At 70.2% G+C, this 23,383-nt stretch carries 22 protein-coding genes; 6 read left to right on the forward strand and 16 right to left on the reverse strand.

Annotated features, from left to right (window positions below):
- Both B9S61_RS27970 and pglX read right to left on the reverse strand, forming a co-directional pair.
- Positions 1 to 1,234, reverse strand: a 1,234-nt coding sequence (locus B9S61_RS27970) for a transposase (protein WP_146064883.1), incomplete at its 3' end; no start/stop codon positions are given.
- Positions 1,235 to 1,250: 16 nt separating this feature from the next.
- The gene (pglX, locus tag B9S61_RS27975) at positions 1,251 to 2,762 is read right to left on the reverse strand and encodes a BREX-2 system adenine-specific DNA-methyltransferase PglX (RefSeq protein ID WP_258039889.1); all 1,512 of its coding nucleotides are present in this window, start codon (positions 2,760 to 2,762) and stop codon (positions 1,251 to 1,253) included.
- Between the two features lie 323 nt (positions 2,763 to 3,085).
- Between pglX and B9S61_RS27980 the strand changes: the two genes are divergently transcribed.
- Positions 3,086 to 4,492 (forward strand): hypothetical protein, encoded by a 1,407-nt coding sequence (locus B9S61_RS27980; protein WP_146064971.1) that lies wholly within the window; start codon positions 3,086 to 3,088, stop codon positions 4,490 to 4,492.
- Positions 4,493 to 4,641: 149 nt separating this feature from the next.
- Positions 4,642 to 5,106, forward strand: coding sequence for a hypothetical protein (locus tag B9S61_RS27985; RefSeq protein WP_103544725.1), 465 nt, complete (start codon positions 4,642 to 4,644; stop codon positions 5,104 to 5,106).
- A gap of 242 nt (positions 5,107 to 5,348) precedes the next feature.
- Here B9S61_RS27985 and B9S61_RS27990 read toward each other — a convergent pair whose 3' ends face one another.
- The 6 genes from B9S61_RS27990 to pglW all read right to left on the reverse strand — a co-directional run bounded on the left by B9S61_RS27990 (position 5,349) and on the right by pglW (position 14,417).
- Positions 5,349 to 5,918 (reverse strand): GNAT family N-acetyltransferase, encoded by a 570-nt coding sequence (locus B9S61_RS27990; RefSeq protein ID WP_103544726.1) that lies wholly within the window; start codon positions 5,916 to 5,918, stop codon positions 5,349 to 5,351.
- Complete coding sequence (locus B9S61_RS27995; protein WP_219819967.1) at positions 5,902 to 8,085, reverse strand: tetratricopeptide repeat protein; 2,184 nt, start codon at positions 8,083 to 8,085, stop codon at positions 5,902 to 5,904. Before B9S61_RS27995 ends, B9S61_RS27990 begins: the two co-directional genes overlap by 17 nt.
- Positions 8,086 to 8,121: 36 nt before the next feature.
- Positions 8,122 to 8,691, reverse strand: a complete 570-nt coding sequence (locus tag B9S61_RS28000) for a DUF6879 family protein (protein WP_103544727.1) — start codon at positions 8,689 to 8,691, stop codon at positions 8,122 to 8,124.
- A complete protein-coding gene (locus B9S61_RS28005) occupies positions 8,692 to 8,919 on the reverse strand; it encodes a hypothetical protein (protein ID WP_103544728.1) in 228 nt (75 codons plus the stop codon). It lies immediately after the preceding gene.
- A 265-nt stretch (positions 8,920 to 9,184) separates the two neighbouring features.
- On the reverse strand, positions 9,185 to 9,574 hold the full coding sequence (locus B9S61_RS28010) for a hypothetical protein (RefSeq protein WP_308457792.1): 390 nt from the start codon (positions 9,572 to 9,574) through the stop codon (positions 9,185 to 9,187).
- A gap of 415 nt (positions 9,575 to 9,989) precedes the next feature.
- Entirely contained in the window at positions 9,990 to 14,417 is a 4,428-nt protein-coding gene (gene pglW, locus B9S61_RS28015) for a BREX system serine/threonine kinase PglW (protein ID WP_103544730.1), read from the reverse strand.
- 562 nt (positions 14,418 to 14,979) lie between these two features.
- Between pglW and B9S61_RS28025 the strand changes: the two genes are divergently transcribed.
- Complete coding sequence (locus tag B9S61_RS28025; protein ID WP_258039890.1) at positions 14,980 to 15,180, forward strand: DUF397 domain-containing protein; 201 nt, start codon at positions 14,980 to 14,982, stop codon at positions 15,178 to 15,180.
- Positions 15,181 to 15,441: 261 nt separating this feature from the next.
- Here B9S61_RS28025 and B9S61_RS40440 read toward each other — a convergent pair whose 3' ends face one another.
- The 4 genes from B9S61_RS40440 to B9S61_RS28045 form a co-directional block, all read right to left on the reverse strand.
- Positions 15,442 to 15,900 (reverse strand): hypothetical protein, encoded by a 459-nt coding sequence (locus tag B9S61_RS40440; RefSeq protein WP_146064972.1) that lies wholly within the window; start codon positions 15,898 to 15,900, stop codon positions 15,442 to 15,444.
- 25 nt (positions 15,901 to 15,925) lie between these two features.
- Positions 15,926 to 16,786, reverse strand: coding sequence for a helix-turn-helix transcriptional regulator (locus B9S61_RS28035; protein ID WP_103544733.1), 861 nt, complete (start codon positions 16,784 to 16,786; stop codon positions 15,926 to 15,928).
- Between the two features lie 337 nt (positions 16,787 to 17,123).
- Positions 17,124 to 17,558 (reverse strand): hypothetical protein, encoded by a 435-nt coding sequence (locus B9S61_RS28040; protein ID WP_103544734.1) that lies wholly within the window; start codon positions 17,556 to 17,558, stop codon positions 17,124 to 17,126.
- 15 nt (positions 17,559 to 17,573) lie between these two features.
- Entirely contained in the window at positions 17,574 to 17,924 is a 351-nt protein-coding gene (locus B9S61_RS28045; protein ID WP_258039891.1) for a PadR family transcriptional regulator, read from the reverse strand.
- A 153-nt stretch (positions 17,925 to 18,077) separates the two neighbouring features.
- Between B9S61_RS28045 and B9S61_RS28050 the strand changes: the two genes are divergently transcribed.
- Complete coding sequence (locus B9S61_RS28050; RefSeq protein ID WP_103544736.1) at positions 18,078 to 18,302, forward strand: hypothetical protein; 225 nt, start codon at positions 18,078 to 18,080, stop codon at positions 18,300 to 18,302.
- A gap of 198 nt (positions 18,303 to 18,500) precedes the next feature.
- On the opposite strand, the gene B9S61_RS28055 is transcribed toward B9S61_RS28050, so the two are convergent.
- The 3 genes from B9S61_RS28055 to B9S61_RS28070 all read right to left on the reverse strand — a co-directional run bounded on the left by B9S61_RS28055 (position 18,501) and on the right by B9S61_RS28070 (position 20,863).
- Complete coding sequence (locus tag B9S61_RS28055) at positions 18,501 to 19,208, reverse strand: ester cyclase (protein WP_103544737.1); 708 nt, start codon at positions 19,206 to 19,208, stop codon at positions 18,501 to 18,503.
- A 150-nt stretch (positions 19,209 to 19,358) separates the two neighbouring features.
- Entirely contained in the window at positions 19,359 to 20,132 is a 774-nt protein-coding gene (locus tag B9S61_RS28065) for an SDR family oxidoreductase (RefSeq protein WP_103544739.1), read from the reverse strand.
- Between the two features lie 50 nt (positions 20,133 to 20,182).
- Positions 20,183 to 20,863, reverse strand: a complete 681-nt coding sequence (locus B9S61_RS28070; protein WP_103544740.1) for an MOSC domain-containing protein — start codon at positions 20,861 to 20,863, stop codon at positions 20,183 to 20,185.
- An 80-nt stretch (positions 20,864 to 20,943) separates the two neighbouring features.
- Between B9S61_RS28070 and B9S61_RS28075 the strand changes: the two genes are divergently transcribed.
- Entirely contained in the window at positions 20,944 to 21,840 is an 897-nt protein-coding gene (locus B9S61_RS28075; RefSeq protein WP_103544741.1) for a LysR family transcriptional regulator, read from the forward strand.
- Positions 21,841 to 21,952: 112 nt separating this feature from the next.
- Here the strand turns inward: B9S61_RS28075 and B9S61_RS28080 are convergent, their stop codons facing one another.
- A complete protein-coding gene (locus B9S61_RS28080) occupies positions 21,953 to 22,285 on the reverse strand; it encodes a WhiB family transcriptional regulator (protein ID WP_103544742.1) in 333 nt (110 codons plus the stop codon).
- A gap of 380 nt (positions 22,286 to 22,665) precedes the next feature.
- Here B9S61_RS28080 and B9S61_RS28085 point away from each other — a divergent pair, with 380 nt between their 5' ends.
- Complete coding sequence (locus B9S61_RS28085) at positions 22,666 to 23,277, forward strand: response regulator transcription factor (RefSeq protein WP_003948568.1); 612 nt, start codon at positions 22,666 to 22,668, stop codon at positions 23,275 to 23,277.
- The last annotated feature ends 106 nt before the right edge of the window (positions 23,278 to 23,383 follow it).

The raw sequence follows: 23,383 nt of genomic DNA on the forward strand, positions 1-23,383 counted from the left end.
CCTCGCGGTGTTCCTCGAAACGTTTGGCCAGGGTGCGGGCGTGCCGGGCGAGTTCGGTGTTCTTGTTCCGGTTGTCCTGGCGGGAGCGGGCCAGTGCTCCTGTGTAGAGCCGGTGGATGGTGCGCAGTTCGTCGGCGGTGAGTTCCTCGCGCCCGGTGTCGCGGGCGGCGGACGCGAGACGGTTGGCTTCCAGGAGGGTGTCGGCCATGGCGCGGGCCCACAGCTGGCCCTGGAGGTCGGCTTCATGGATGCCGCGCAGGTCACGTAGCAGGTGCGCGCCGCACCAGGCGTGCAGGACGTGGTCGAGGTGGGTGTAGCCGGCGTATCCGTCGCGGACCAGGACACCGCTGAGGTGCGGCAGGACCTGGCCGGCGTCGATGGTCGCGGCCGAGCGGTCACCGGTGTGCATCAGGGTGAGGTGCGCGGTGGAGGCCACGTGCAGGAAGACGGTCCTGGCCCGGGTGCGGGTGAAGGTCTCATCGGCGTGCACGACGGGTGCGCCGGAGAGCAGGGCGCGGACCGAGGGCAGGAACCCGGCCTCCAGCAGGCGGGCGGCCCGGCCTCGCAGGGATGCGGCGAAGCCGGTGGAGACCTTCATCCCGCACAGTTCCATCACCAGCAGTGTCGAGCGGTGTACCGGGATGTGGTGTCCCAGGACCGCGTCCGCGACCTTCGCGGTGACATCGGGACCGTACTGGGCCGCCGATTCCACTCCGGCCGGGAAGACTCCGGTGGCCTTCTTTCCGCACCCGGGGCAGCACTTGACGTCCGCGGCGTACTCGATGACCTGCGGCGGAAGCGGGGTGGCCAGGTCAAAGACCTGACGGCGGCGCACCGCGGCCACCGGAACCTTGACCAGCGAGGACGCGCAGCCGGCGCAGGATGCCGGAGCGGGGATGACGATCCGCTCGTTCGGATCCTCTACCTGCCGCAAGGTGGTGCCCGGATCACCTGGCTGCTTGCCCGGTTTGCGTCCCGAGCGGGTACGCGAGGACCCGCCACGGGGCCGCTTGCCCGGCCCGTCCGAGGACGGCGGCTTCGAGGAGGTCGAGGAATCCCTCGACAGCCGCAGTACCAGGGCCTGGACCTGCGTGGTCAACTCCGCGATCTGGACCAGCAGCTGATCGATCCGCTCGTCCTTCGCGGCCGCCTCGGCCCGGGAAGCCGCCAACTCGCCGCGTACCGCGGCCAACTCGGCAAGAAGGTCCTTCGCAGACCAGTCGGGATCCTCCACACCGCCACCCTAGCGATCACGCCGCACGGTCCGCGAACCGATCACACCCTGCTGAATAGCTACCTCGACCGCCTTGGAAGTAGGCCTCAATGAGTACCTTCCCGAATTCTCGCTTCATGAAGGAGTTCGACGTAATCTGTCCCGTAAAGCCCCCATCGTGCGAACCCGTTTCGGCGCGAACTGCCAAGTCGAAGATTCGTTGGGCGAATGGAACCGACAATGCATACTTTCCGGAACAGGCGAAGTAAGCCATCCGGTAGTTCTGGTTCTCCCGGCTGTCCTTGACGGTGATGTACGGCGGGTTACCCACCACCACGTGGTAGGAGCCTCGTCCCAGCAGGTCCACTTCCTGCTCGTACCGGTCCACATCCTCAGTCCGGTAGTAGAACGTCTCGTTCTCCGCGAACAGGGTGTCGAACGTCTCCGTCACGGTGTCCAGGTTGCGCCCATGCAACAACGAGTCCGCCACAGCCACCCGAATGGGCAACCCAGGAGCCGCGCTCAACTCCCGCACACCCCCCGCCTTCAGCGCAGCCACCAGCAACCGGAACCGCGCAATGGCAACAGCGAACGGGTTCTTGTCGGCCCCGTGGACCGACTCCAGCGCCCGCCGCACCAGCACCCACGCCTCGGTCCCCGGCTCGGCCTCCCGCCACTTGCCCAGCAGCCGCTCGAACATCCCCAGCAGGAAGTGCCCGGAGCCGCACGCGGGGTCGATGCACCGCAGCCCCCGCACGACCTCCTCCCCACCGGGACCGTCGGCCGACACCTCCCCGTCCCACCCACCGGGCCGGTGCTTCCACGCCGGCGTGAGACCGAACTCCTCCACCGCCGGTTCCAGCGTCAGGTCGAGGATGAACTCCTCCACGAACACCGGCGTCTGGAGCAGCGCGTACGTCTTGCGGGCGTGCTCCGACAGGTCCTGGTACAGATCGCCGAGGAAACGGGTGTTCAGCTCACCGTCGGTGAAGTCGTGCACGACGTGGCCGTCCGCACCCCGCCGCCGCCAGAACGCGAGCAGCGCGGTGGCCGCCTCGTACGAGGGAAGCACCTCGAACAACGGGTTGTGGGCGGGATCGAACAGCCCCGCCACCGTCCGGTGGGACCTGCCCAGCGCCTCGAAGGACGCCAGCAGCCAGTCCCGGTCGTTCAGCGAGGGGTTCCGCCGGAAGAAGTCGTCGTGCCGGTCCTGCGCCTCCGCCAGCCGGTCCCCGGGGCCGGAGAGCCACGCGTCCGGGATCAGCTGGTTGTCCTCGCTGAACCGCACGAACACACACGCCAGCACCCACGCGGCCGCGATCTGCACGACCCGCTCGTCCCGCCACGTCTCGTACATGGCCGCCGTACGCCCCGCCGCGACGGCCTTCCCGTACTCCGCCCGCAGCGCGTCCCGGAACTCCGGCTCGCTGTCGGTCCGCGCCCGCAGATCGCCCTCCAGCACGCGCGCCTGCGCCTGGAGATCCTTCAGCAGCCGTACCCGGTCCAGCGAGGCCCCCGCCCCCTGCCGCTCCTCAGCCGTCACCGTCACAGCCGCACCCCACATCCCGCTAGCCAGTCGCCCCCGCGATCACCGCGGACGCCCCCTGTCCCCCCGGCGAACCCCGGGAACGTACATCCTGCCAGCTCACCTTCCCGCCCCCGGCCTTGTCGGCGCTTCCGCAATGTGCCGGAGCGGGGCCTGTCCGCTTGCGTAGGGCGAGACCCTCACTCCTCCCGATCGAACGTGATCAGGTAATCATATTTTCCCATCGTATTGCTTATCGAGTTCAATTCGATTCTGTGGGGGAAATGAAAGATGTGCGGGAATGTGTATGGCTATCCGATAGGGGCATCAGTTAATCTCCAGTAAGGATGTCGATCAACTGCATCCTTTCGCACGCGTACGACGGGGGGTGTGCCGTGGGACTCCGGAGTCACCTCATATCGGAAACCAGGCGCGCACGCATAAGGATTCGCAACGCTCTGGATTCCTACGCGGAGAAGGTCACTCCGAAGGGGAGGGTTCGGCAGCTGGTCTTCATCCCCCTCGTCCCTCTCGCGGTCATGGGCCTCGTCTATGGCGCATGCGCCTGGATCGGTGTGGAGTCGTCGGAGGACTGCCCCCCTTCCACCCTTCTGCACCTGGCGATTCCCGCCCTCCAGGAGCGGCCCTCGGAGTGCCGCGAGTTGCCTCTCGTCGCCGATCTGCCGAGTGTCGCCCTCGGCTTCACCTCGACGCTCGCGGTGACGATCTACCTGATCCTGATCAAGAGACTGGCCGGCCTCCAGAGAGGCCTCGTGACGTCCGGACTCGTCAAGTCGGTGAAGTTCAGGGAGGGACGGCTCGCCGAGCGGCTCGCACTCCTCCACGAGAGGATCCGCCCCGCGCGCTGGGTCAAAGGGGTGCTGCTCGCTTTCAGTCTCCTCGGAAGCTGCTACCTGTACTGGGCGGCCTACGAGGGTGGCCGCGCCTTCTCCGACCTCTCCGCCATCTCGAGGGGACATCCGAGCGAGGAGGTGTTGCGCGCCTCGTGGTGGGCGAATTACGAAGAGCATCCCGGAACGGCCCTCACCTGGATCTGTGTCGGGACGTTCGGTATCTACTTCGCGGCGAAGCAGGCCTACATCTACCAGAAACTCGTGGTGTTCGCGATCCGCTCCCGGAAACACTGGGAGTTCCAGTACGTGCCGAGGGATCGCGACGACGACTTCGGGTGGAAGCCGGTCGGCGAAGTCAACGCGATGGTCTATCTGGGGTTCCTGAACTTCGCGGTCTCCCTGTTCGCCGCCGCCTACCTTTTGCAGGGGGCTCCCGGCGGATCGGGGAAGGCGGTCATCGGTGCCATGGCGCTGCTGGGAATCCTGGCGAACCTGGGAATCGTGCTGGCGCTTCTCTGGGTGATGGTGAGGAACCATCGGAAGATCATCGTCCGGAAGCGGGTGGAGGTGAAGAGACGGCTGCTGGAGCGTGAGGGCCGGACCGCCGCGTCACGCGGGCTCCCCGCCCCGGTGAGGGGTGGCAGCCGCGGGACGTCCGTCCCCCGGAGAAGGGCCGCGGTGAGAAGGCGGCTGCCGAGACGTACCGGCGGGCCGACCGCATCGCACGGGCGCTGTGCCGGGGAGACGGAAGCCGCCTACCTCTCCGTTCAGGGGATGCTCCTGTCGGAGGCGCCCCGCTGGTATCCGTTGAGAGGCAGGCTCCGGCCGCTCCTGTCGGTGGCCCCCGGTCTCTTCGCCTTCTACAAGGCGGGCGGCGAGCTCGTGAAGCTCATCCAGTGAGGCCCGTCCCCACGTCCTCCACGGACGGCGAGCCTCACCGGAGACCGCCGTCGCTGACGGAGAGTGAAGGCAGGAGCCGCAGGGTAATACCCGTCGCTTCTTCCGAACGGGGAGAAGCCGTTCTCGACACCGGAAGGGCAGGGAAGGCCATGGGTGCGGACGGCAGGGCGATCAACTTCGAGGTGGTGTCCGAACCAGGGCGGGGGGACGGGGACAGGTCGATGGAGCTGGCCTCCGTCCAGCTCACCCGTGAACTGAACCGGCTGTCCGGGACCACGGCCAAGGGGAGGGCGGGACCCCCGCCGGCACCGGGGTCCCGAGCCGGTGAGGGTCTCGCCGAAGTGCTGCGGCTGTCGGTCGAGTTCGCCCCCGTGGCGGCGGTGATCCTTCAGGGCGTCCAGTTGTTCGGAGGCTGGTCGGCGTTGCGTCCCGGGCACAAGGTGTGGCTCAGGCGCCGGGACGGTGAGGCGATGGAGGTGACCGGCCTGTCCGCCGAGGACCAGCGGCGGCTGATCGACTCCTGGCTGGACGGCCGGGAAGACCCGCCGGATGATCAGGACCCCACACCGGACGACCAGGGACCCCCGCCGAACGGGAACGGGGACTCGACGTGACCGAGCGGCGGGCCCTGCTGATCGGCTGCTCCCGCTACCAGGACCGGTCCTTCGCCGAACTCCTGGAGACCTGCGCCTCGGAACAGATCGTCCTGAGCATCGACTGCTGCTCCCTACGTTCTTCTGGAGCACCCTTACCGCAGACTCACTCTCGGCGCGGCCGACGGGGGTCACGCCGAGCGCCTGGCCGTTCTGCTGAACTCCCTGGCCGGGCTCCGCCCCGGCTGAAGCCTGTGGCCCGGTTACTGGTGCGCGACGCCCAGGTCACGCACGTAGATGTCCCAATAGGGCGGTGTGACGCCGGCCAGCGGGCCCTTCCTGCCGACGTGCGTCCACCCCCAGCGCCGGTAGAGGCGCTGCGTGGCAAGGGCGGTGGGCTGCACCGACAGGATCGCGCGCTGTTCCGCGCGGGCGCGCAGGAGTTCTGCCATCAGGCGTCCGCCCGTGCCGCGGCCCCGCCGGTCGGGGAGGACCGCCAGGCTGATGACGGCGAAGGTCCGGCCCGGCCACTCCTCCACCAGACCGGCGGGGAGCGGCCGGTCGAAGTCGCCCCACCAGCCGTGGTCGACGGGAAGCGGATGACCGTAGGCATGGCCGAGGAGGCGGTCCCGCTGCCTGGCCACGGCCAGACGGAAACCCGCGACCGTCATCAGGCTCCGGAGTTCCTCCTCGTGTGCGGGGGACATCTCCGGGAGCCAGGCGAACGGCTCTGCGGAGAAGACGCGGTCGTGCACCTCGCAGATCCGCCGGAACCAGTCGGCGGCCGACTCCCTCCCGCCGCCCTCGACCACGACCTCACCCGGCTCGGCCACCGCCGTCCTCCTCCCCGCTCCCCGAGACCGTGACGTCCTCCGCCCGCCTCCGCAGAACGTCGGCCGACTCGTCGCCGAGCTCCTCGTACAGAACCGCGGCCTGCGTCCAGAAACGTCGCGCGGCGTCCGGCTCGCCGCGCGCCGAGGACACGTCGCCCAGCCGCCCGAGCGTCGACGCCTCGCTGCGCCGGTCGGTGAACTCACGGAAGACGGCCAGGGCCCGCCCGAGGTGGTCCTCCGCGTCAGGGAGTTCGCCCAGCTCGCCCAGACTGTCGGCGAGGGGGAGCGCACCCCACGCCTCGCTCCACCGGTCTCCGATCTCGCGGAAGATGCCGAGGGCCCGGCGGCAGAGCGCGGCGGCCTCCGCGTGCTCCTCGCGGCCACGGGCGCACTCCGCGAGACTGAGCAGGCTCATGCCCTCGCCCCGCCTGTCGCCGTGCTCGCGGAACACGGACAGCGCGGCCTCGAAGTGCGTCTGCGCCTCGGCGTCGGGGTCGCCCCGCTCCAGGGCCACCAGCCCCAGGCCTCGCAGCGAGAACCCCAGCGTCCAGAGATCGTCGATGCCCCGGCTGAGCTCCGCAGCCGCCCGGTAGTTCTCGACGGCGACGTCGTACGCCCCGGACCGCCAGTGCACATCACCCAGGCACATCAGGTGGAATGCCTCTCCCAGCTGGTTCCCGACCAGCCGTGCGGCATCCAGTCCGAGTTCGTGGACGTGCTTCCAGTCCGACCAGTGGGCACTGAGCTCGAAGAATCCGCCGGCCACCGCGGGCAGCATCCACGCGATGTCGTACTGCCCCCAGGCGACCGCCTGTTTCAGCGCGGCGAGCAGGTTCTCGCGTTCGGTGTCGAACCACCGCATGGCGTCGGCGGCCTCGTCGAATCGCTCGACCGGTCGCACCTGGTCGCCCGCGGGCACCAGGTGAAGGGAACGGGAGCGCGGAAGGATCGCCTTCCGCCCCGCGTCGGCGCTGAGCAGGTACCAGGTGAGGACCCGGCGCACGGCCCGGGTTCTCTCCTCTCGCGGCTCCTCGGCGGACAGCAGCTCCACCGCGTAGGAACGCAGCAGATCGTGCATGCGGTACCTGTCCCTGGCGGTCTCCTGGAGGAGATGGACGTTGGCGAGTTCACCGAGCCTGCGCCGCGCGACCGCCGGGGCGACCGCGAGGAGTGCCGCCGCGGAGTCGACGCACAGCACCTTTCCCTCGTGCAGACCCAGCAGGCGGAAAGCTCTTCGGGACTCCTCCGGGAGCGCTCTGTAGGACCACGAGAAGACGGCACGCACATCGCTGAGCTCGTCCTCCTGATCGGCCAGGGCGTCGAGGAAGTCCTGCTCCTGGACCAGTTCGTCCACGAGCTCGCCCAGCGACAGCAGGGAACGGCCGGCCGCGCGTTCTCCCACGACGCGGAGCGCCAGGGGGAGACAGCCGCAGAGCTCAGCCACCCGCCGGGCCGCCTCGGGCTCCGCGTCGACCCGTAACGGCCCGATCACCTCACGCAGGAGCCGCACCGACTCCTGTGGTGACAGTACGTCGAGTGTCACACGCGCTGCTCCCTCCCTCGCCACGAGACCGGAGAGTCTGTTTCGGCTGGTGATCAGTACGAGACTTGAGCGCGAGGCGGGAATCACCTGCCTGATCTGTTTGACGGACGAAACATTGTCGATGAGTATCAGGATTTTCTTTCCGTACACCATCGAACGGAACAGTGCGGCACATTCCTGCTCGTCGATCGGAATGCGGTCGGCCTCCACGCCGAGGCCCCGGAGAAATGACGTCAAGGCTTGCTCGGGTCCCAGCGCGTTACCACTGTTGTACCCGCGCATGTCGATGTACAGATCGCCGTCCACGAAGTGCCGGCGGACCCGGTGCGCCCAGTGCAGTGCGAGCGCGGTCTTCCCCACGCCCGGACCCCCGGTGATCGCCGCGACGACGGCCGGCCCGTCACCGTGCTCGTCGGCGGGCCGCGGGTGCAGGCCGTCCAGCCCTGTCAGCTCGTTCACCCGGTTGACGAACCCGGGTACTCCGTAGGGGAGCTGGCGGGGCGGGGGGAAGGAACGGCCGGGGCCGTGCACGTGTATGCCACCGTGTACGGTCCCGGCCTGGACCACCACGTCGCTGTCGCCGCCGGAGAACTCGTTCGAGACGGACATCGGCTCGTCGGTCATGCGTCCGGTCAGGCCTCCACCACTCGTGCGGTCCGCTCAGGCAGGGACACACAGGCGGTCCCGGTGGGTGCGGGCGAACTCCCGGTAGGGGACCCCGGACGCCTGGGCCACGTCGCGCCAGCGGTTGGCCTCGACCACCCGTTGCGGATCGTCGATGATCTCGGCGGACAGGAAGCGCCCGTCCTCCTCGTAGTACATCGCGACCAGTTGCGAGGAGTCGAAGAGCCAGTAGTCGTAGTGCGGCAGCTCCGTCGGCCACTCCCCTCGGCGCACGGGCAGGATCCGCACGTCCTCTCCCGCCTCGACCGTGTGCTCGTACGCCCACGCGCATTCGAAGCGCACGTAGTCGGACATCGGCAGTTCGACGACGTGGACCCGGCTCACACTCTTTCCCGCCGCCACCGCCTTGGCGACGGTGCCGTCGATCCACTCCGCGATACCGGGGAACTCGCCCCTCGCCTCGCCCGCGAGGAAGCGTGAGAACTCGTCCTGCTCATAGGTCACGTCGTACCGCTGGAGGGCTTCCAGGCGGTACGCCGTGAACTTGAAGTCCGTGAACAGGCGGTTGAACTCATCGTCCGCCAGGGAGAAGAACCTGCGTCCCACCTACCGCCCCTCACTGTGCCGGCTGTGATACCGCTCCATGGCGCCGGTCACGACGTCCGCGGAGATGCGGACGGCGCCCTCTCCCGGAAGAACGTTCTCCAGTTCCGCGATGGTGGCACTGTCCACGAGGCTTCCCTGGACGATCAATTCGCCCGTCTCGCCCAGGTAGACCGTGGGACAGCCGTTGCCGCCCGAGCCCTGGTCCTTGTACAGCTTGGTGAGTTTCATTCATCTCCCCCTGTCCGTATGGCAAACTCGGCCTGCTTGAGATTGAATTGCGGAGAATGTGGCGCGTCAAGATTTTTCACAGCTGAATGGCACGGTCGGGCTACTTTGGCCGATTTCATTTCTTGAGGTCGGTATCTAATGATCTAAATAGCTGATCGTCCCGGGATTTCGGATGTGATTTCTGATGCGGCAGTTGTCGGCTCCGTGCCGCCGCAGCGGACGACGACTTCCCGTGGGACGTCGGTACCGGGAGTCGCTCAGTCGCTCAGCCGGTCTGCCCCGCGGGTCCGGCATCCGGCGCGGGGGGAGTGCCGAACGTCACGGAGCCGTACAGGTCCCGGACCTGGAGGACGTTTCCCTGGGACCCGCCACTGACGGTGTTGTGCACATCCCCGGACCCCGTCGACACGGCCTTCGCCTCCTCCAGCCACGCCGTGAGGGAACGGGCGAAGTCCGGGTCGTGGGCCGCGCGGTGCTGCAACACCTCGGCGAGCGCCTGTGCGCGGTCAGGGTCCCGAGGGCTGCCTTCGAGGGCTTCCAGTTCCCGCAGTGCCGGAACCGGTTCCGTCTGATCGGCCCGCCGGAACGGCCGGCGCACCAGTTCGCCCAGCGCCGCCCACGCCTGCGTACCGGCGGCACCTCCGGCGCCGCTCACCAATGCCACGAGAAGCGCCGCCGAAATCGGATCCATCCGATCCCCACCCCCTGTCGATCACGGACCGTACGGGATGTATAGCAGCTCGCGCCGCCCCTGTCCGGAGCACAGCTGAGCGGTCAACTGAACGACTGACAAAGGAGATTGATGAAGCAATACGTAGGAGGAGGTGTGCGCTCCGGGCGGAAGGACCCACGCTCGCGTCCACAGCGTGCGCCCCGGTGGTGCCGCGCGACCCCGCGCACGCTCGCTGCCTGTGTCCCGCGCCCGTGCTCCCGAACGCAGGTGAAGCCGCGGGGCAGCCGGCGAGGCCCGGCCAGGCCGGCTCGGCTCGCTTTACGTCCTCCCGGCGGTTGTACGCCGGAGGCCGCTCCGGCTGCGCACGCTCAGCCCTACCGGTGCACCCCGGTGCCCCTCAGGGCCGTACGGCTGCCGACCGGAGGTCCTTGAGGAACAGGCCGTCCAGCACCTCCCACTCGGTCGCCCGGTCCACCACCTCCACCGTCCGGCCGTCCAGCACGGGCGTGGCACGCGGGTCCTCCGTCGGCAGCAGCAGCCACAGGCCGTGCGGGGTGTCCGCCGGGCGGCGGGCCGCCTGCTGGAGGCCTGCCAGCAGCTCACGGCCGCCGGCCTCCCAGTAGCGGGCGACCAGACCGGCCTCGTGCAGCAGGACCACCGAACGCGGGCCCGCCCTCTCCGCGAGGTCCATCACCCGCTGCCGTACCCGCTCCGCCGCCAGCCGCGTGTACGAGGCGAGCGCCGCGCCCAGCGTGCCCGTCGCCGTGTACTTCGCGTCCGCCTTCAGCAGCGCCTGCCAGCGCACCGACTGCTCCTCGGCCAGCTCCCGCAGAGAGTCCAGGAACACCGCGCTCAGTGACACCGCCACCGTGTCGTACCGGCCGGCCAGCGCGTCGGCGACGCCCGGCAGGTCGGGGCCCTTGAGGGTGAGCGCCAGGAAGCCGCCGAGATGACGGGACTCCGTCAGCCGGGCGGACAGCACCTCACGGGGGTCACGGCCCTCGGCGATGCGTCCCTGGGCCGCCGCGTACAGGGAACCGGTGCTGGTCAGTACGGAGGACGACAGGGCCAGTCGGCTGCCGCCACCCTCCTCGGCCCCCGGCAGGAAGCGCCGCCGTTCCGGGTCCCAGGCCAGCGGGAAACCCGCCTCGGCCAGTGCCTCGGACATGTCGACGTACGTCGCCCCGTCCAACACCGCCAGACCGGGGAACCGCGCCCGCACCCGGGACAGCAGGTCGTCCGGCGTGATGCCGCTCCCGGGACGGACCCCCGCCGCGGCCTGCGAGATGCGCAGAGCCCGGGACAGCCCCAGATCCAGCGGGAACAGCTCCAGACGCGGCGAGAACGCCACTCCGCCCGCCATCGACGCGGCCAGTTCCACCAGCCGGGTGTCGGCGAGCGGCGCCATGCCGTCCGGAGCCGCGACGGCGCGCAGCTCTCGCAGCACCGTGGTCCGGCCGGGCAGCGGTTCCCGGCGGGCCAGGTCGGCGGCCGTCTCACCCAACGTCGTCGCATAGTCGGCGAGTTCGGCGGGTGTCGGATCGTCGGAGCCCGGCTGGTCCTCCAGCGCGACGACGACCCGGCCGCCACGCCGCTGCACGGTCAGTCGCGCGGGTGCCTCGAACGGCTCACCGGACGTGGCACCGGCCGGGTCGTCATCCCGTTTGCGGATCTCCGCTTCGACCGCCGCGCGCACCACCGCCAGCGCCCTGGCCAGGGAGACGGCGGGGGCACCCGCCCCCGCACCGTGCCGCGCCCGCAGCTCGGCCGCCAGCTCCTCCACCGTGGACACCCGGTCCCGCTCGGTGAGGACGGCCACCACTTCGTCGCGCACTCTGTCGAGCCACGGCATCGCCGCCCACTGCTCGACGGCCACCTGCTGGTTCTGCGACACCGTCGGCTGGCTGATGCCCAGCGCCTTCGCGATCAGGCTCTGTGCCGGCCACGGCTCCAGCGCCTCACCGGCCTCCAGCACACCGGGCAGCTGGAGCGTCGCCCGGACCACGTCGGGACGCGGCCGGGTCCGGCGCCTGCCCTCCGGCGGTGTGAGCCGGGCGGCCAGCGTGTCGACCGACTCCAGCGCCTCCTCGGGAGCGTCAGGCTCCAGGGCGACCGGCCGCTTCGGCACGGGACGGCGGCGCAGCGCCTGCGTCCACTGGCGGTGACGGCGGTTCAGCTCCTTGCGGATCGCGTTGCCCGCGCCCCGGGCCCGGGAGATGAGGTGCGGGGGGATGTCGAGGAGCTGCTCGACCGTGTGCGCCTTCAGCCCCTCGGCGACCGACACGGCGCGCGGGGACAGACCGGCCGCCGCGAGCGGGGTCTTCAGGGTCGCGGCCTCCGCGGCCTGCTCGCGGACGTCCTCCAGGTCCTCCGCGCTCAGTCCGACGGTGGCCGGAGTGGTCGCCGGGTGGGCGGCGTCGGCGGTCCGGAAGACCTGCCGCCATGCCTCCTGCAACTGCCGCAGCGAGTCGAAACGCTGCTCCACGTCCCGGTGCAGGGCCCGCTCGAAGAAGCCCTTCAGACCCTCGCTGAGGGCCTGCGGGAACAGCTCGGCGGCGACGTGCGGGGCGGCGTCGGCGGCCATGCGGGGGTCGCTCTGGCCGTCGCCCCACACCGGGCGCTCGCCCGACGCCATCTCGTGCAGCGTGACGGCCGCGGCGTACCACTCGGCGTGGTCGTCGTACCGGGAGCGGCCGGCCCCGCCGAGGAAGGGGTCGAGATAGCCGCGGGTGCCGGCGTGTACGTCCTGGTCCGGGGCGTCGGCCAGGGAGAAGTCGAACAGCATCAACTGCCAGGAGCCGTCACTGCGCTTGAACAGACCCAGGTTGTCCGGCTTCACGTCCCGGTGGCGTACCCCGCGCGCCGCCAGCGCGTCCAGCGCCTGGAACAGGTCGTTGCCGAACCGCTCCAACTGGTCGTACCCCAGGGGGCCTTGGTCGCGGAGCCGCGCGCCCAGGCTGACCGGCTCCCGGTCGTCCGCGCCGCGGTAGCCGCCCGCGTACTCGATGTCCAGGACCGTGTGCCCCGCCAGCTCCCTCGGCTCGGCGAGCAGCTTCACGATCCGGCCGCCGCCGACCTCCTTGAGGGCCTTCGCCTCCGCGTACAGGCGGGCGTCCTTCTCCCGGTCCAGGGCGACCTTGAAGACGCGGAGCTCCTCCTCGTCCTCGCCCTCCGGCAGCGGCCGGCGCACCAGGAGGGCACGGGCGGTGGCGCCCGTACCGAGGACCCGCGCCACGGTCCAGCCGTCGCCCAGCGGCTGCTCCGGCTGCACGGTCAGCGGATCGGCCGACAGCCCGCCGGACGGTTGCGGCGCCGCCGCGTCGGCCTCCGCGGCAGCCAGTAGCTCCAGGAACTCGTCGACGGAGGCGAGCCGGTCCCGTACGTCCGCCGTCGTCGCGCGGAAGACGAGCGTGTCCAGGGCGGATGAGACGGAGTCGGTGACCGCGTAGGGATGCAGCCCTCCGTCGCCCTGCAACCGCTCCAGCAGCGCACTGCGCCGGTCCGCGGGCGACCGGCCCGTCAGCAGGAGGTAGGTGAGGGAGCCCAGACCGAACACGTCGAGATCGCCGGGGTCGGCGAACTCCTGGTCCGTCTCCGGCGCGAGGTACACCTGTGCCGTGTCGGCGATCAGACCGGCGTCGAGCGGGGTGTCACCCAGGGAGCGGTGCAGCGTCGTCTCGAAGTCGCGGGCGGCGGTCTGCCAGTCGGCGATGCGCAGCACCGGTTCGCTGCCGTCCTCCCGGGCCGACACGTAGACGGACCGGGCGGCGAGTGCGCGGTGGTACAGGGAGCGGTGATGCGCGTAGCGGACGGCTTCGGCGAGCTGGCGCACCAGGTCGAGCCGCACCGCCGGGGTGAGCCGGCCCCCGTACGCGTCGAGATAGGCGTCGAGCCGCAGATCGGACTCGCGGTGCCGGAAGAGGATCGCCGGACCGCCCTGGTGCTCGCGGATCTGCGCTGCCTGCACGATGCCGCGGTGGTTGATCCCCTGGAGCACCTGGTACTCACGGCGGGCCGCACGGTCCACCTTCGCCCGCTGCTCGGCGGACGCGGCCTGCCCGGCCAGATATATACGGACCCGGCCGGTCTCCTGCACCAGCCCGTCGTCCCGCACCGCCGGCCGGTCCTCCCAGCCGGGGCCGGCGTCCAGGGCGCGCGGCTGGAGCTTCCAGTCGTCGCCGAAACGCAGATGGGCGGTGGAGTGGCTGATGCCGATCCGCCGCATCAGCTGCTCGACACGCTGGCCGATCACCGGCGTGATGCGCCGGCTCTCCCGCTCCGGGGGGCGGCCGAGCAGGTCGTCCCAGATCTTCGGCAGTCCGCTCGCCCCGTCGTTGCGGCCGTAGACGGAGGTGCGCTGGAACTCGTCGAGGCCGCTCACCAGGCCCGGGTCGTGCAGGAAGACGGCGGGCTTGATGAAGGGGACCTGCCGGGGGTCCATTCCCAGCGTGCGGGCGGCCCGCTCCAGCTGCCCCTTCAGTTCCTTCGCCTTGAGATCGGTCAGATGCAGGGGGTTGCGCAGCGTCCGCACCCGGTCGTCGGCGTGGAACTGCCAGGTGTCACCGTGGTTCACGACACGGCCCGGGTGCCCCTTGAGCTCCAGAAGGTAGATCCCGCCGGGCACCGCGATCAGCACATCGCACTCGTTGATCCGCCCGGACGCCCCGGTGAACTGGAACGTCGCCCACGCCCGGTAGGGCTCGTTCGCCGGCATCAGCCCCCGGAGGTGGTCCAGCCCCTCCTGCTCCCACCGGAAACCCGACCGCCGCGGCTGGAACCAGCGCTCACGGGCAGCGGGAGCGGTCGGCTTCGGGGCGTCGGACACCGAGCACCTCCGGTGGACAGCGGGCGGGAGGGCCCGTACACGCTGCGGCGCGGTGGTCCTCCCCTGACGACAGGTGCAGAATCCTAGTCGTCCCCTCCGACATCGACATCGACATCGACATCGACATCGACATCGACATCGACATCGACATCGACATCGACATCGACACCGACACCGACACGGGCCTCGGACCCGATCGGACACGGCGATCGTCGGACACCACCAGCGCGGACCGGAGGACCGGGCGGGACGGCACCGTCTGCGTCGACTCGCCGTGCCGAGGACGGAACACCGCGCGGGCCTGGCGCGGAGCGGTCCGCGCCAGGCCGGCGCTCGACGGTCTCGTGTGAGTACCGGCGTACTCCGAATGGGCCGGTTCTCGTATGGCGTCCGAAGTGAGTCGGCCCTAACCTGGGCTTCAGGTAGCTCTTCGTGGTCGGCCGGGCACCAATGGCGAAGGTGAAGCCAGGGATTCTGGTACTTCCCTGCGGCCGTGGTCAGCCGGCCACTACGCTTGACGGGCACCGTTTCGGGCAGCTTGGGGAATCGGGGGGAGACCGCGGTGGTTCATGAGGGGCGACCCTTATGGCGCAGAAGCAGTGCCTGCGGCAACGAGTCGGAGTGCGTGGAGGTGGCCGTACTCGCGAGGCAGGTCCTTGCGCGTGACTCGAAGCGACCTGCCGCGATCGTGCTGCGCTTCACCGCCCTCGCCTGGACGGACTTCCTCAGTGCTGTCGCGCGCGGAGAGCCGAGGGGCACATGACATCCTTTCGGGCGGACGGCAGAAAGTGTGGGGCTGTTATGGGCATCGAGAAGTCTGCGGCGCGGAGGCGCGGGGGCGAGGGCCGGTCCGTCGGCCTCGCGCCCCCCGCGCTCTTCCTGCTCGCCGTCGGGGCGGTCGCCACGAGTACCGCGGCCGCCGCGTCCCTTCTGGTGGAGAGCCTGCCGGCGAAGCGAGTGCTGTGGGTGGCCGTGCTGCTCGCCGTGTCGGTGAGCGCGGGCCTGTGGTGCGGACGCTACTCCGTCACGGCTTCCCCACCGAGTTCTGATCGTCTTCCGTACGTTCCGCGGGCGGGTTCGCCCCGCTAGGGTCCTTCCTCCGGCATTGCCGGGCCTTCCCGGCCCGCCAGGCGAGTGCGGCGGCGATGACGGCGATCACCACGCTGACCACGATCCAGGCGACGGTCCTCCACGAGGCGTCCCAGAAGCCGTGGGCAGCGGTGAGCATGACGATCGACACGCTCGATATGAAGAGCACGCCGAGCACGGCGAAGCAGCCGACGATCCGCTCCTCGGACCCCGACGTATCGGGGGCGGGTTGCGCGGGGCCGGGTCCCCCCGCCCGCCCGGGTGTTCCTCGGGTCTCCTCTTCCTTCTCGGGCTCGTCGGACGAGCCCGTACGGTCCTGCCCTCCTCCGGAAACGAGCAGTCCTCGCAGGTGCCGCCACGCTGCTCTCGTCACCTCGATCCTCCCCCTGCTCATGTCGGTTCCGCGGGGCCGGGCCCGGCTAGGCTCTGTCCAGGTCCTGCTCGACGCGGCCGATCAGACCGAGCGACTCCGACGTGCCGAGAGCCAGGCGTGACATCTGCTCCAGGCATTCCTGGTAGCGCTCCAGCAGTTCGGGGTTCTCACCCCCGGTCATGCTGCCGGTGGCGTACTCCAGGTACAGCAGGTCCTCGTCGTCGGTGAAGCCGAGCAGGACGAAACTGCCGAGGGTGCTGTAGTGGGCGCCCGCCTCGAAGGGCAGGACGCGCAGCGTGACATCGGGCCGGTCCGCGAGCTCCCGCAACTGCTGGAGCTGCCCGGCCATCACCGCGTCGCCGCCGATCCGGCGCCGGACGGCGGCCTCATCGAGGAAGAACAGCGTCTCCCGGGGGCCGTCGCCCCCGAACATCCGCTCCTGGCGCCTCATCCTGAGGTCCACCACGCGCCCGAGCCGCTCGGGGTCGAGGACACGAGGACGCAGCAGCGCCTCCGCGTAGCCGCGGGTCTGCAGATGGCCCGGCACCACGATCGGGTGATACGTGGTCAGGCTGACGGCTGCGGTCTCGTACCCCAGGTACTGGGCGAACTGCGGATTGACGACATCGTGGAAGCTGGACCACCAGCTGGGCCCCTTGCTCCCGCGGGCCGCGGTCTCCAGTTCCTCGACCACGGCGGCGTCGGTGACGCCGTAGATCTGGGCCAGGGCACGCAGGTCGGTCACGGAGGTGCTCACCGCGCCGCTCTCCACCCGGACCAACTTGGACAGGGACCACTCCACGCGCTCCGCGGCCTCGCGCTGAGTGAGGCCGGCGGTCTCCCGGGCCCTGCGCAGCGCGATACGCAGCTTTCGCCTGTTGAGGCTGGGATCGACAAGGGGTGTCATCGCCGCTCCTTCCGTCGTGCTGGTACCCGGTACCTTCTCTGCTATGCACGGAACGCCTACGCCTTTCCGCCCTTGCCATTATGCCTGTGTCGGTCAGCCCATAGCCGAATGGCGTAAGCATGACAATCCGGGGCTGTGATGATCCGGGGCTGTGATGATCCGGGGCTGTGATGATCCGGGACTGTGATGATCCGGGACTGTGATGATCCGGGACTGTGGCAATCCGGGGCTGTGATGATCCGGGTCCGCGCTGCTCGGGGTCCGTGCCGCAATGCGAAGGGCCCCCACGACTGTGGGGGCCCAGTTGGCCGCTCTTCCCTCGCGTCGCCGTCCGATCTCAGTCGACCTGCCGCTTGGGGTCCGCCCATGCCTCCCAGCGCATCCTGCACGCTCCAGCGAAACTGACCAGGTAGTAGAACCGGGGCAGGCGTCCGCTCTGCTTCCGTAGCTCGTTGCGGTGGTTCATCGTCTCCTCGAGCCGCCATTTCTCGCTGTCGGGGAGGAAGGCGCCGATGAAGCGCAGCCTGACATCCACCCGGGTGTCCCCGGGGACGGCTGTGGGCCCCGCCTCGTACCGCCTTCCTTCGGGGTTCGTCCGCCACAGGGACACGAGCCGTCTGCCCACCCGGCCCAGGAACGCGTCGAGCGGTTCGGGCAGCAGTCTGATCGCTTGTGCTGTCGACTTCCTGCCGCGCACCGCTATCAGCAGGGCGAGGGTCAGGAGCAGGGCCGCCGAGACGAACAGGACGGCGGCGGCGAGAGCGGTGACCATCGATGTGCAGTCCGATCAGTCCGTGACGGGAGTGGGTGCGGCCGCGCGGGGCTTCGCCGGCCCGCTTCTGCTGGTGCGGGCCAGGGCCAGGGCCAACTCCACGCGGGCCTGCTCCGCGCCGTCCGTGGTGAACCGGTAGTAGCGGCGCCGGGGCCGGGGTGGGGCGCTTGCGGCGTGCTCGTCGGGGTCCTCCCAGAAGCTCTCCAGTATCCCCGCTCGTTCGAGCCTGGCCAGGATGGGCTGGATGGTCCCGCTCTGCAGTTCCACCGCCTGACCGATTGCCAGCCCGTACTGGGCCCGCGTCGGGTTCCGGAGCAGCTCCTTGAGGACCAGCTCGGTCTGCTTGGTCATTCGGAATCCACTCATATCTCTCACTCTACCTACCTCGTCCATGACTTATGTTGCCGCCAGTGGAATGGTCGAGCGCCTCAAGTCCTCCTGTAACTCTACCTAACTTGTATATGACCTAGCTAGAGTTGTAGGCTCCGGGTGGGACACGACGAGAGGACGGTGTGGGAGATGGCCGCGAAGAAGCGTGACGCAGAGGGCGCCGACGGGTGCGCGACCTGCGACGGCCCCGCGCGGGAGACACCCGCCTGGGACTTCCGGCTCGACCGGTCGGGACTGGACGTCAGGGCGGGCCGCTACCTGGAGCTCCGGATCTCCCTGGTGCTGCTGCTGTGGCTATTCGCCGCCGTGGGCGGCTGGGGCTACGTCGAGTGGTGGCAGCCGCCGCTGTCCTAGCGCGACGGCATCGCCGTCCTCCCACGCCGCGTCACGAGGGCCCTCACCACCGGTGAGGGCCTCCGGTGGGAACGTCTCCCGGCAGGGCGGCGGCGCGGAAGGCCATGACCTGAAGGCGGGCACCACCTACCGAGTCCCTGACGCGCGCACCGTCGCCGCAGACCGGGCCGCCGGCCGGGCTCCCGAGCGCCGGCCGGTTCAGAGCGCCGTGGGCTCCATCGCCCCCAACTCGGCCATCAGCCCCAGCCGGTCGTACTGCCACCAGCCCTCGACGATCCTCCCGTTGCCGCCGAAGCGGAAGATGACCGTACCGGTCATGGCGGCCTTCTTCCCCGTCGCCGGGATGCCCAGGAAGTCGGCCTTGTGGGTGCCCTCCCAGCTCCAGCGGGTGCACGCCCGGTCGTCCTGGGCGATCTGGTCCTCGATCCGGAACGAGAAGTCGAAGCCGCCGCGCCACACGTCCATCTCGCGCCGGAAGTGGTCGAGGCCGATCACGTCCTGCTCGTTCGCCGGATCGTGGTCGCGGTAGTGCTCCTCGACCGGGCCCGTCATCGGGGACAGGTCCTCCGCGTCGGTCAGCACCTCGAAGAAGCGCCGCGCGGAGTCCGTGTTCAGCTGCGCGTCGCGCACCACGTCCAGGTCCGTGAACGTCGGCATCTCGTCGCAGAGCGCCACCATCTCCCGGAAGATCCGGTCGGTCTCCGGGAGCTGCGAGTTCCGCATCGCCTCCTCGTAGGACGGGAACTCCACGATCTCGACGACGTGCGAGGTGTCCGAGTGGTCCTTGCCGACCACCGCGTGTGTCGCCGTCCGCTTCCCCCTGGTCTGCCCGACCCACTGGTCCATGAGCCGGACCATCTCCTCGAACCGGCTCGTCCTGCAGTCGATGAGCTGCATGAAGGTCATGACGTCACCGCCTCCGGCCCCCGGGTCCGGGGGTCCTGGGTCCGGGGGGCCTGGGTCCGGGGGTCCTGGGTCCGGGGGTCCTGGCATCTCTATCTTCCTCCGGGGAACGGGCCGCGTCCCCTCCGGCCGGCCGGAGCACCCCGGCGGTCTCTACCGGGGGCCGTACTTCCGGCCCGTCCGCGACGACAGCCCGCCCAGCAGTCCGCGCGGGACCAGCTTCGCCGCCCCCATCAGCGCCTTGTAGCGGGGGTCCGGGATCGACAGCGTCCTGCCCCGGGCCAGGTCGGTGAGCGCCGTCGCGGCGACCTTGTCCGCGTCCAGCCACATCCAGTTCGGGATGTTGTCCGTGCCCATCCCGGCCCGCTCGTGGAACTCGGTGCGCACGAAGCCGGGGCACAGCGCCATCAGGCGTACGCCGTGGCCCGCCAGGTCCACCGCCGCGCCCTGGGTGAACTGCACGACCCACGCCTTGGAGGCGCCGTACGTCCCGCGCGGCACGAACGCGGCGGTCGAGGCGACGTTCACGACGCCTCCGCGCCCGCGCTCCCGCATGGCCTCCACGGCGGCCGACGTCAGGCGGAGCACGGCCTCGCAGTGCACCTTGAGCATCCGCAGCTCGTCGGTCATGGGGACCTCGAGATAGCGGCCCTTGTTGCCGAAACCGGCGTTGTTGACCAGCAGGTCGACGGGGTTCTTCCGGTCACCGAGGCGGTCGGCCACCGACTCGATGCCCTTGTCGTCCGCCAGGTCGGCGGTCAGCACCTCCGCCTCGATGCCGTGGCGGTCGTGCAACTCGGTGGCCTGTTCGCGCAGCCGGCCCGTGTCGCGGGCCACCAGCACCAGGTCATGTCCGTCGGCCGCCAGCCGCCGCGCGAAAGCGGCACCGATCCCAGCCGTCGATCCCGTAATCAGAGCCGTTGTCATGGCGCAAGAGTAGTTACCCGGAGGGGAGCCGTCCGCTCGGCGGCAGCCAGTCAGACCTTCGGCTCCGCCCCGTACTTCTCCACGTACGTCCGTGCCGCCGCGAGCGCCTCCGGATGCAACGCCTCGCCGGCCGCCGTCAGCCGGGGCAGCAGCGTCCGTTCGGTCGTCACCGCGCGGAACTGCAGAGCCACCGTCACCTCGTGGTCCGGCCGGTGCAGGATCCGTACCGCGTCCCCCGCGCGTATCTCACCGGGCCGGATCACCCGCAGGTACGCTCCCGGTGCGCCCCGCCGGGTGAACCGCTTCACCCAGTCCTTCTCACCCAGTTGGCCCTGGAAGGTGCGGCAGGGAATGCGCCCGCAGGTGACTTCCAGCACCACCTCGTCGCCGATGCCCCAGCGTTCGCCGATCAACGCGCCGGACACCTCGACGCCCTGCGTGGTGAGATTCTCGCCGAAGGAACCGTGCGGCAGCTCGCGTCCCAGCGTGCGCTCCCACTCGTCGAGATCCTCCCGGGCCATGGCGTAGACGGCCTGGTCGTCACCACCGTGGTGCCGCGTCTCGCACACCGCGTCCCCGGCCAGCCCGCTGCCCCCGGTCCCCTTGGGTCCCGGGGCCGCCACCCGCACCGGCCCGGCCACCGGCCGCTTGTCGATGCCGGTCACGCCGTCGGGCTGGCCCGTGTACGGCACCGCCTTGGGACGGCCCAGGTTCACAGAGAGAAGCTTCATGGGCGCACGGTAGGCGATGTGGGTAAAAGCGTCGACGCACTATTGCCTCGTACGTCAAAGGGTCGCTTATCCTTTGGGATGTGATCGAAGCCCGTCATCTCCGCGTGCTGCGCGCCGTGGCCACCACCGGTTCCTTCTCCGCGGCGGCCCGCGAACTGGGCTGCACCCAGCCCGCCGTCAGCCAGCAGATGAAGGCCCTGGAGTCGTCGGTCGGCACGCCCCTGCTCGTCCGCACCGGCCGCGAGATGCGTCTGACCCAGGCCGGCGAGGCGCTGGTGCGGCATGCCGCGGGGATCATCGCCGGACTCACCGCGGCCGAGGAGGAGGTCGCCGCCATCGCCGGGCTGCGCGCGGGCCGGGTCCGGCTCGTCTCCTTCCCCAGCGGCAGCTCCACGCTGGTTCCCACGGCCCTCGCCGCCCTGCGCGACGCCCACCCGGGCACCCGTGTCTCCCTGGAGGAGGCCGAACCGCCACGGTCCGTACGGATGCTGCGCGAGGGGGACTGCGATGTGGCGCTCGCCTTCAGGTACGAAGGGGCGGCGGGCGCCGAGGAGTGGGACGACCTCGTCGTACGGCCACTGCTGTCGGACCGGCTCGTGGGGCTCGTGCCGGAACGGCACCGGCTCGCCCGCGCGGAGTCCCTCGCCATCGGCGAACTCGCCGACGAGCCGTGGATCGCCGGCTGCCCGCGCTGCCGGGGACAGCTGGTCGAGGTGTGCGAGACGGCCGGGTTCACCCCGCGTATCGACTTCGCGACCGACGACTATCCGGCGGTCGTGGGACTGGTCGGCGCGGGGCTCGGGGTCGCGGTCCTGCCCCAGCTGGCCGTCGAGTCCGTACGGCCCCGTGGTGTGCGCACCGTGGCGCTGGAGCCCGCCGTACGGCGCGAGATCGTCGCACTCACCCTTTCTGATCTCGCCCAGGTGCCCGCGGTCGCCGCGACGCTGGAGAAGCTGGCGGCGGCAGCGGCACGCTGACGGGCGCGGTGGCGGTCCGCCGGCGCTCTGTGGCAGCGGCTCGCTCTGTGGCAGCGCTCCGCCGTGGAACAACGGCACGCGTACGTGCCCGAGTTCCTGGAGAAACGTTCCTTCAGTTGTTCGGGGCGGTGGCGTGTCCGCCGCCGGCCGACGCCGACACCAGCCGGTGACGTGCCCGCCCCATCAGCTCTTCGCGCTCGTCCTCGGTCAGGCCGCCCCACACGCCGTACGGTTCGCGGACCGCCAGCGCGTGCGCGGCGCACTCGGCGCGTACCGGGCACCTCATGCAGACCTCTTTGGCCGAGTTCTCGCGAGCGCTCCGAGCCGCACCGCGTTCACCCTCGGGGTGGAAGAACAGCGAGCTGTCCACCCCGCGGCAGGCAGCGAGGAGCTGCCAGTCCCACAGGTCCGCGTTCGGTCCGGGAAGGCGGGAGAAATCTGCCATTACGTGACCCCTAGTAGCCGTTCTGGGCGGATCCGGTGTCCACGACCGTACAACTACGATCCAAGGAGATGAAAATATGACTCATTGCGAATCTAGCCCCGAACACCATCAAAAGGGAAAAAAAGGGGCCGAATGGGGCATGGCTTGTGGTGAAAGTTCGAGGGTCTGTCGCGCATGTCGGCACCGTGAACGCCTCCTCACGTAGAGTGCCGAAGATGGCAGACGGCCCCGTAACTCTTTCGAGTGACCGTCGTTGAGAGTGCGAGGCGGTTGAAGGAGCAAGTGCTCGGGCGGGTGTCCGGGTCAGTCGACCGCACAGGTGACGATTTCGTACCAGCCTGGAGGCTCAAGGTGACGCGCATCAGCTGCGGAGGGCGACCATGACTTCCGTCCTCGTCTGCGACGACTCCCCGCTTGCCCGAGAGGCGCTCCGCCGCGCGGTCGCGACCGTGCCCGGTGTCGAGCGCGTGACGACGGCGGCCAACGGCGAGGAAGTCCTCCGCCGCTGGGGTGCCGATCGCTCGGATCTGATTCTGATGGACGTACGCATGCCCGGCCTGGGCGGCGTCGAGACGGTCCGCCGACTGCTGTCCGCCGACCCGGGAGCGCGCATCATCATGCTCACCGTCGCCGAGGACCTCGACGGTGTGGCGCTCGCGGTGGCCGCCGGCGCGCGCGGCTATCTGCACAAGGACGCGTCCCGCGCGGAACTGCGGGCCACGGTCACGCAGGCGCTCGCCGACCCGACGTGGCGGCTCGCCCCGCGGCGGCTGCGCTCCGCCGAGATGGGTGCGGCGCCGACGCTCACAGCGCGTGAGATCCAGGTTCTCGAAGGCATGAGCCACGGCCGCTCCAACGCGGAGATCGGCCGTGAGCTGTTCCTCTCCGAGGACACGGTGAAGACGCACGCGCGACGGCTCTTCAAGAAGCTCGGCGCCTCGGACCGGGCCCACGCGGTGGCGCTCGGGTTCCGGTGGGGCCTGGTGCGCTAGGGCCCGACCTTCGGGCCGGGCCGGCTGCGGCGTACGGCAGCGAGCGCGAACCCGTGAGCGGGGGCACACGAACGCCCCCTCCTCGGTCCGGGGGATGCGGGGCGCC

This window comes from Streptomyces sp. SM1 (genome assembly GCF_002910825.1).
GTDB classification, from domain to species: domain Bacteria; phylum Actinomycetota; class Actinomycetes; order Streptomycetales; family Streptomycetaceae; genus Streptomyces; species Streptomyces okerensis.

Coding starts and splice junctions, on each gene's coding strand:
- B9S61_RS27985 (WP_103544725.1), top strand. CDS start 4,642: ATGGGTGCGGACGGCAGGGCGATCAACTTCGAGGTGGTGTCCGAACCA.
- B9S61_RS28070 (WP_103544740.1), bottom strand. CDS start 20,863: ATGAAGCTTCTCTCTGTGAACCTGGGCCGTCCCAAGGCGGTGCCGTAC.
- B9S61_RS28080 (WP_103544742.1), bottom strand. CDS start 22,285: ATGGCAGATTTCTCCCGCCTTCCCGGACCGAACGCGGACCTGTGGGAC.
- B9S61_RS28050 (WP_103544736.1), top strand. CDS start 18,078: ATGGCCGCGAAGAAGCGTGACGCAGAGGGCGCCGACGGGTGCGCGACC.
- B9S61_RS28035 (WP_103544733.1), bottom strand. CDS start 16,786: ATGACACCCCTTGTCGATCCCAGCCTCAACAGGCGAAAGCTGCGTATC.
- B9S61_RS28055 (WP_103544737.1), bottom strand. CDS start 19,208: ATGACCTTCATGCAGCTCATCGACTGCAGGACGAGCCGGTTCGAGGAG.
- B9S61_RS28040 (WP_103544734.1), bottom strand. CDS start 17,558: ATGGTCACCGCTCTCGCCGCCGCCGTCCTGTTCGTCTCGGCGGCCCTG.
- B9S61_RS28005 (WP_103544728.1), bottom strand. CDS start 8,919: ATGAAACTCACCAAGCTGTACAAGGACCAGGGCTCGGGCGGCAACGGC.
- B9S61_RS28045 (WP_258039891.1), bottom strand. CDS start 17,924: ATGAGTGGATTCCGAATGACCAAGCAGACCGAGCTGGTCCTCAAGGAG.
- B9S61_RS28085 (WP_003948568.1), top strand. CDS start 22,666: ATGACTTCCGTCCTCGTCTGCGACGACTCCCCGCTTGCCCGAGAGGCG.
- B9S61_RS27995 (WP_219819967.1), bottom strand. CDS start 8,085: ATGACCGACGAGCCGATGTCCGTCTCGAACGAGTTCTCCGGCGGCGAC.
- B9S61_RS27980 (WP_146064971.1), top strand. CDS start 3,086: ATGTCGATCAACTGCATCCTTTCGCACGCGTACGACGGGGGGTGTGCC.
- B9S61_RS28065 (WP_103544739.1), bottom strand. CDS start 20,132: ATGACAACGGCTCTGATTACGGGATCGACGGCTGGGATCGGTGCCGCT.
- B9S61_RS40440 (WP_146064972.1), bottom strand. CDS start 15,900: ATGAGCAGGGGGAGGATCGAGGTGACGAGAGCAGCGTGGCGGCACCTG.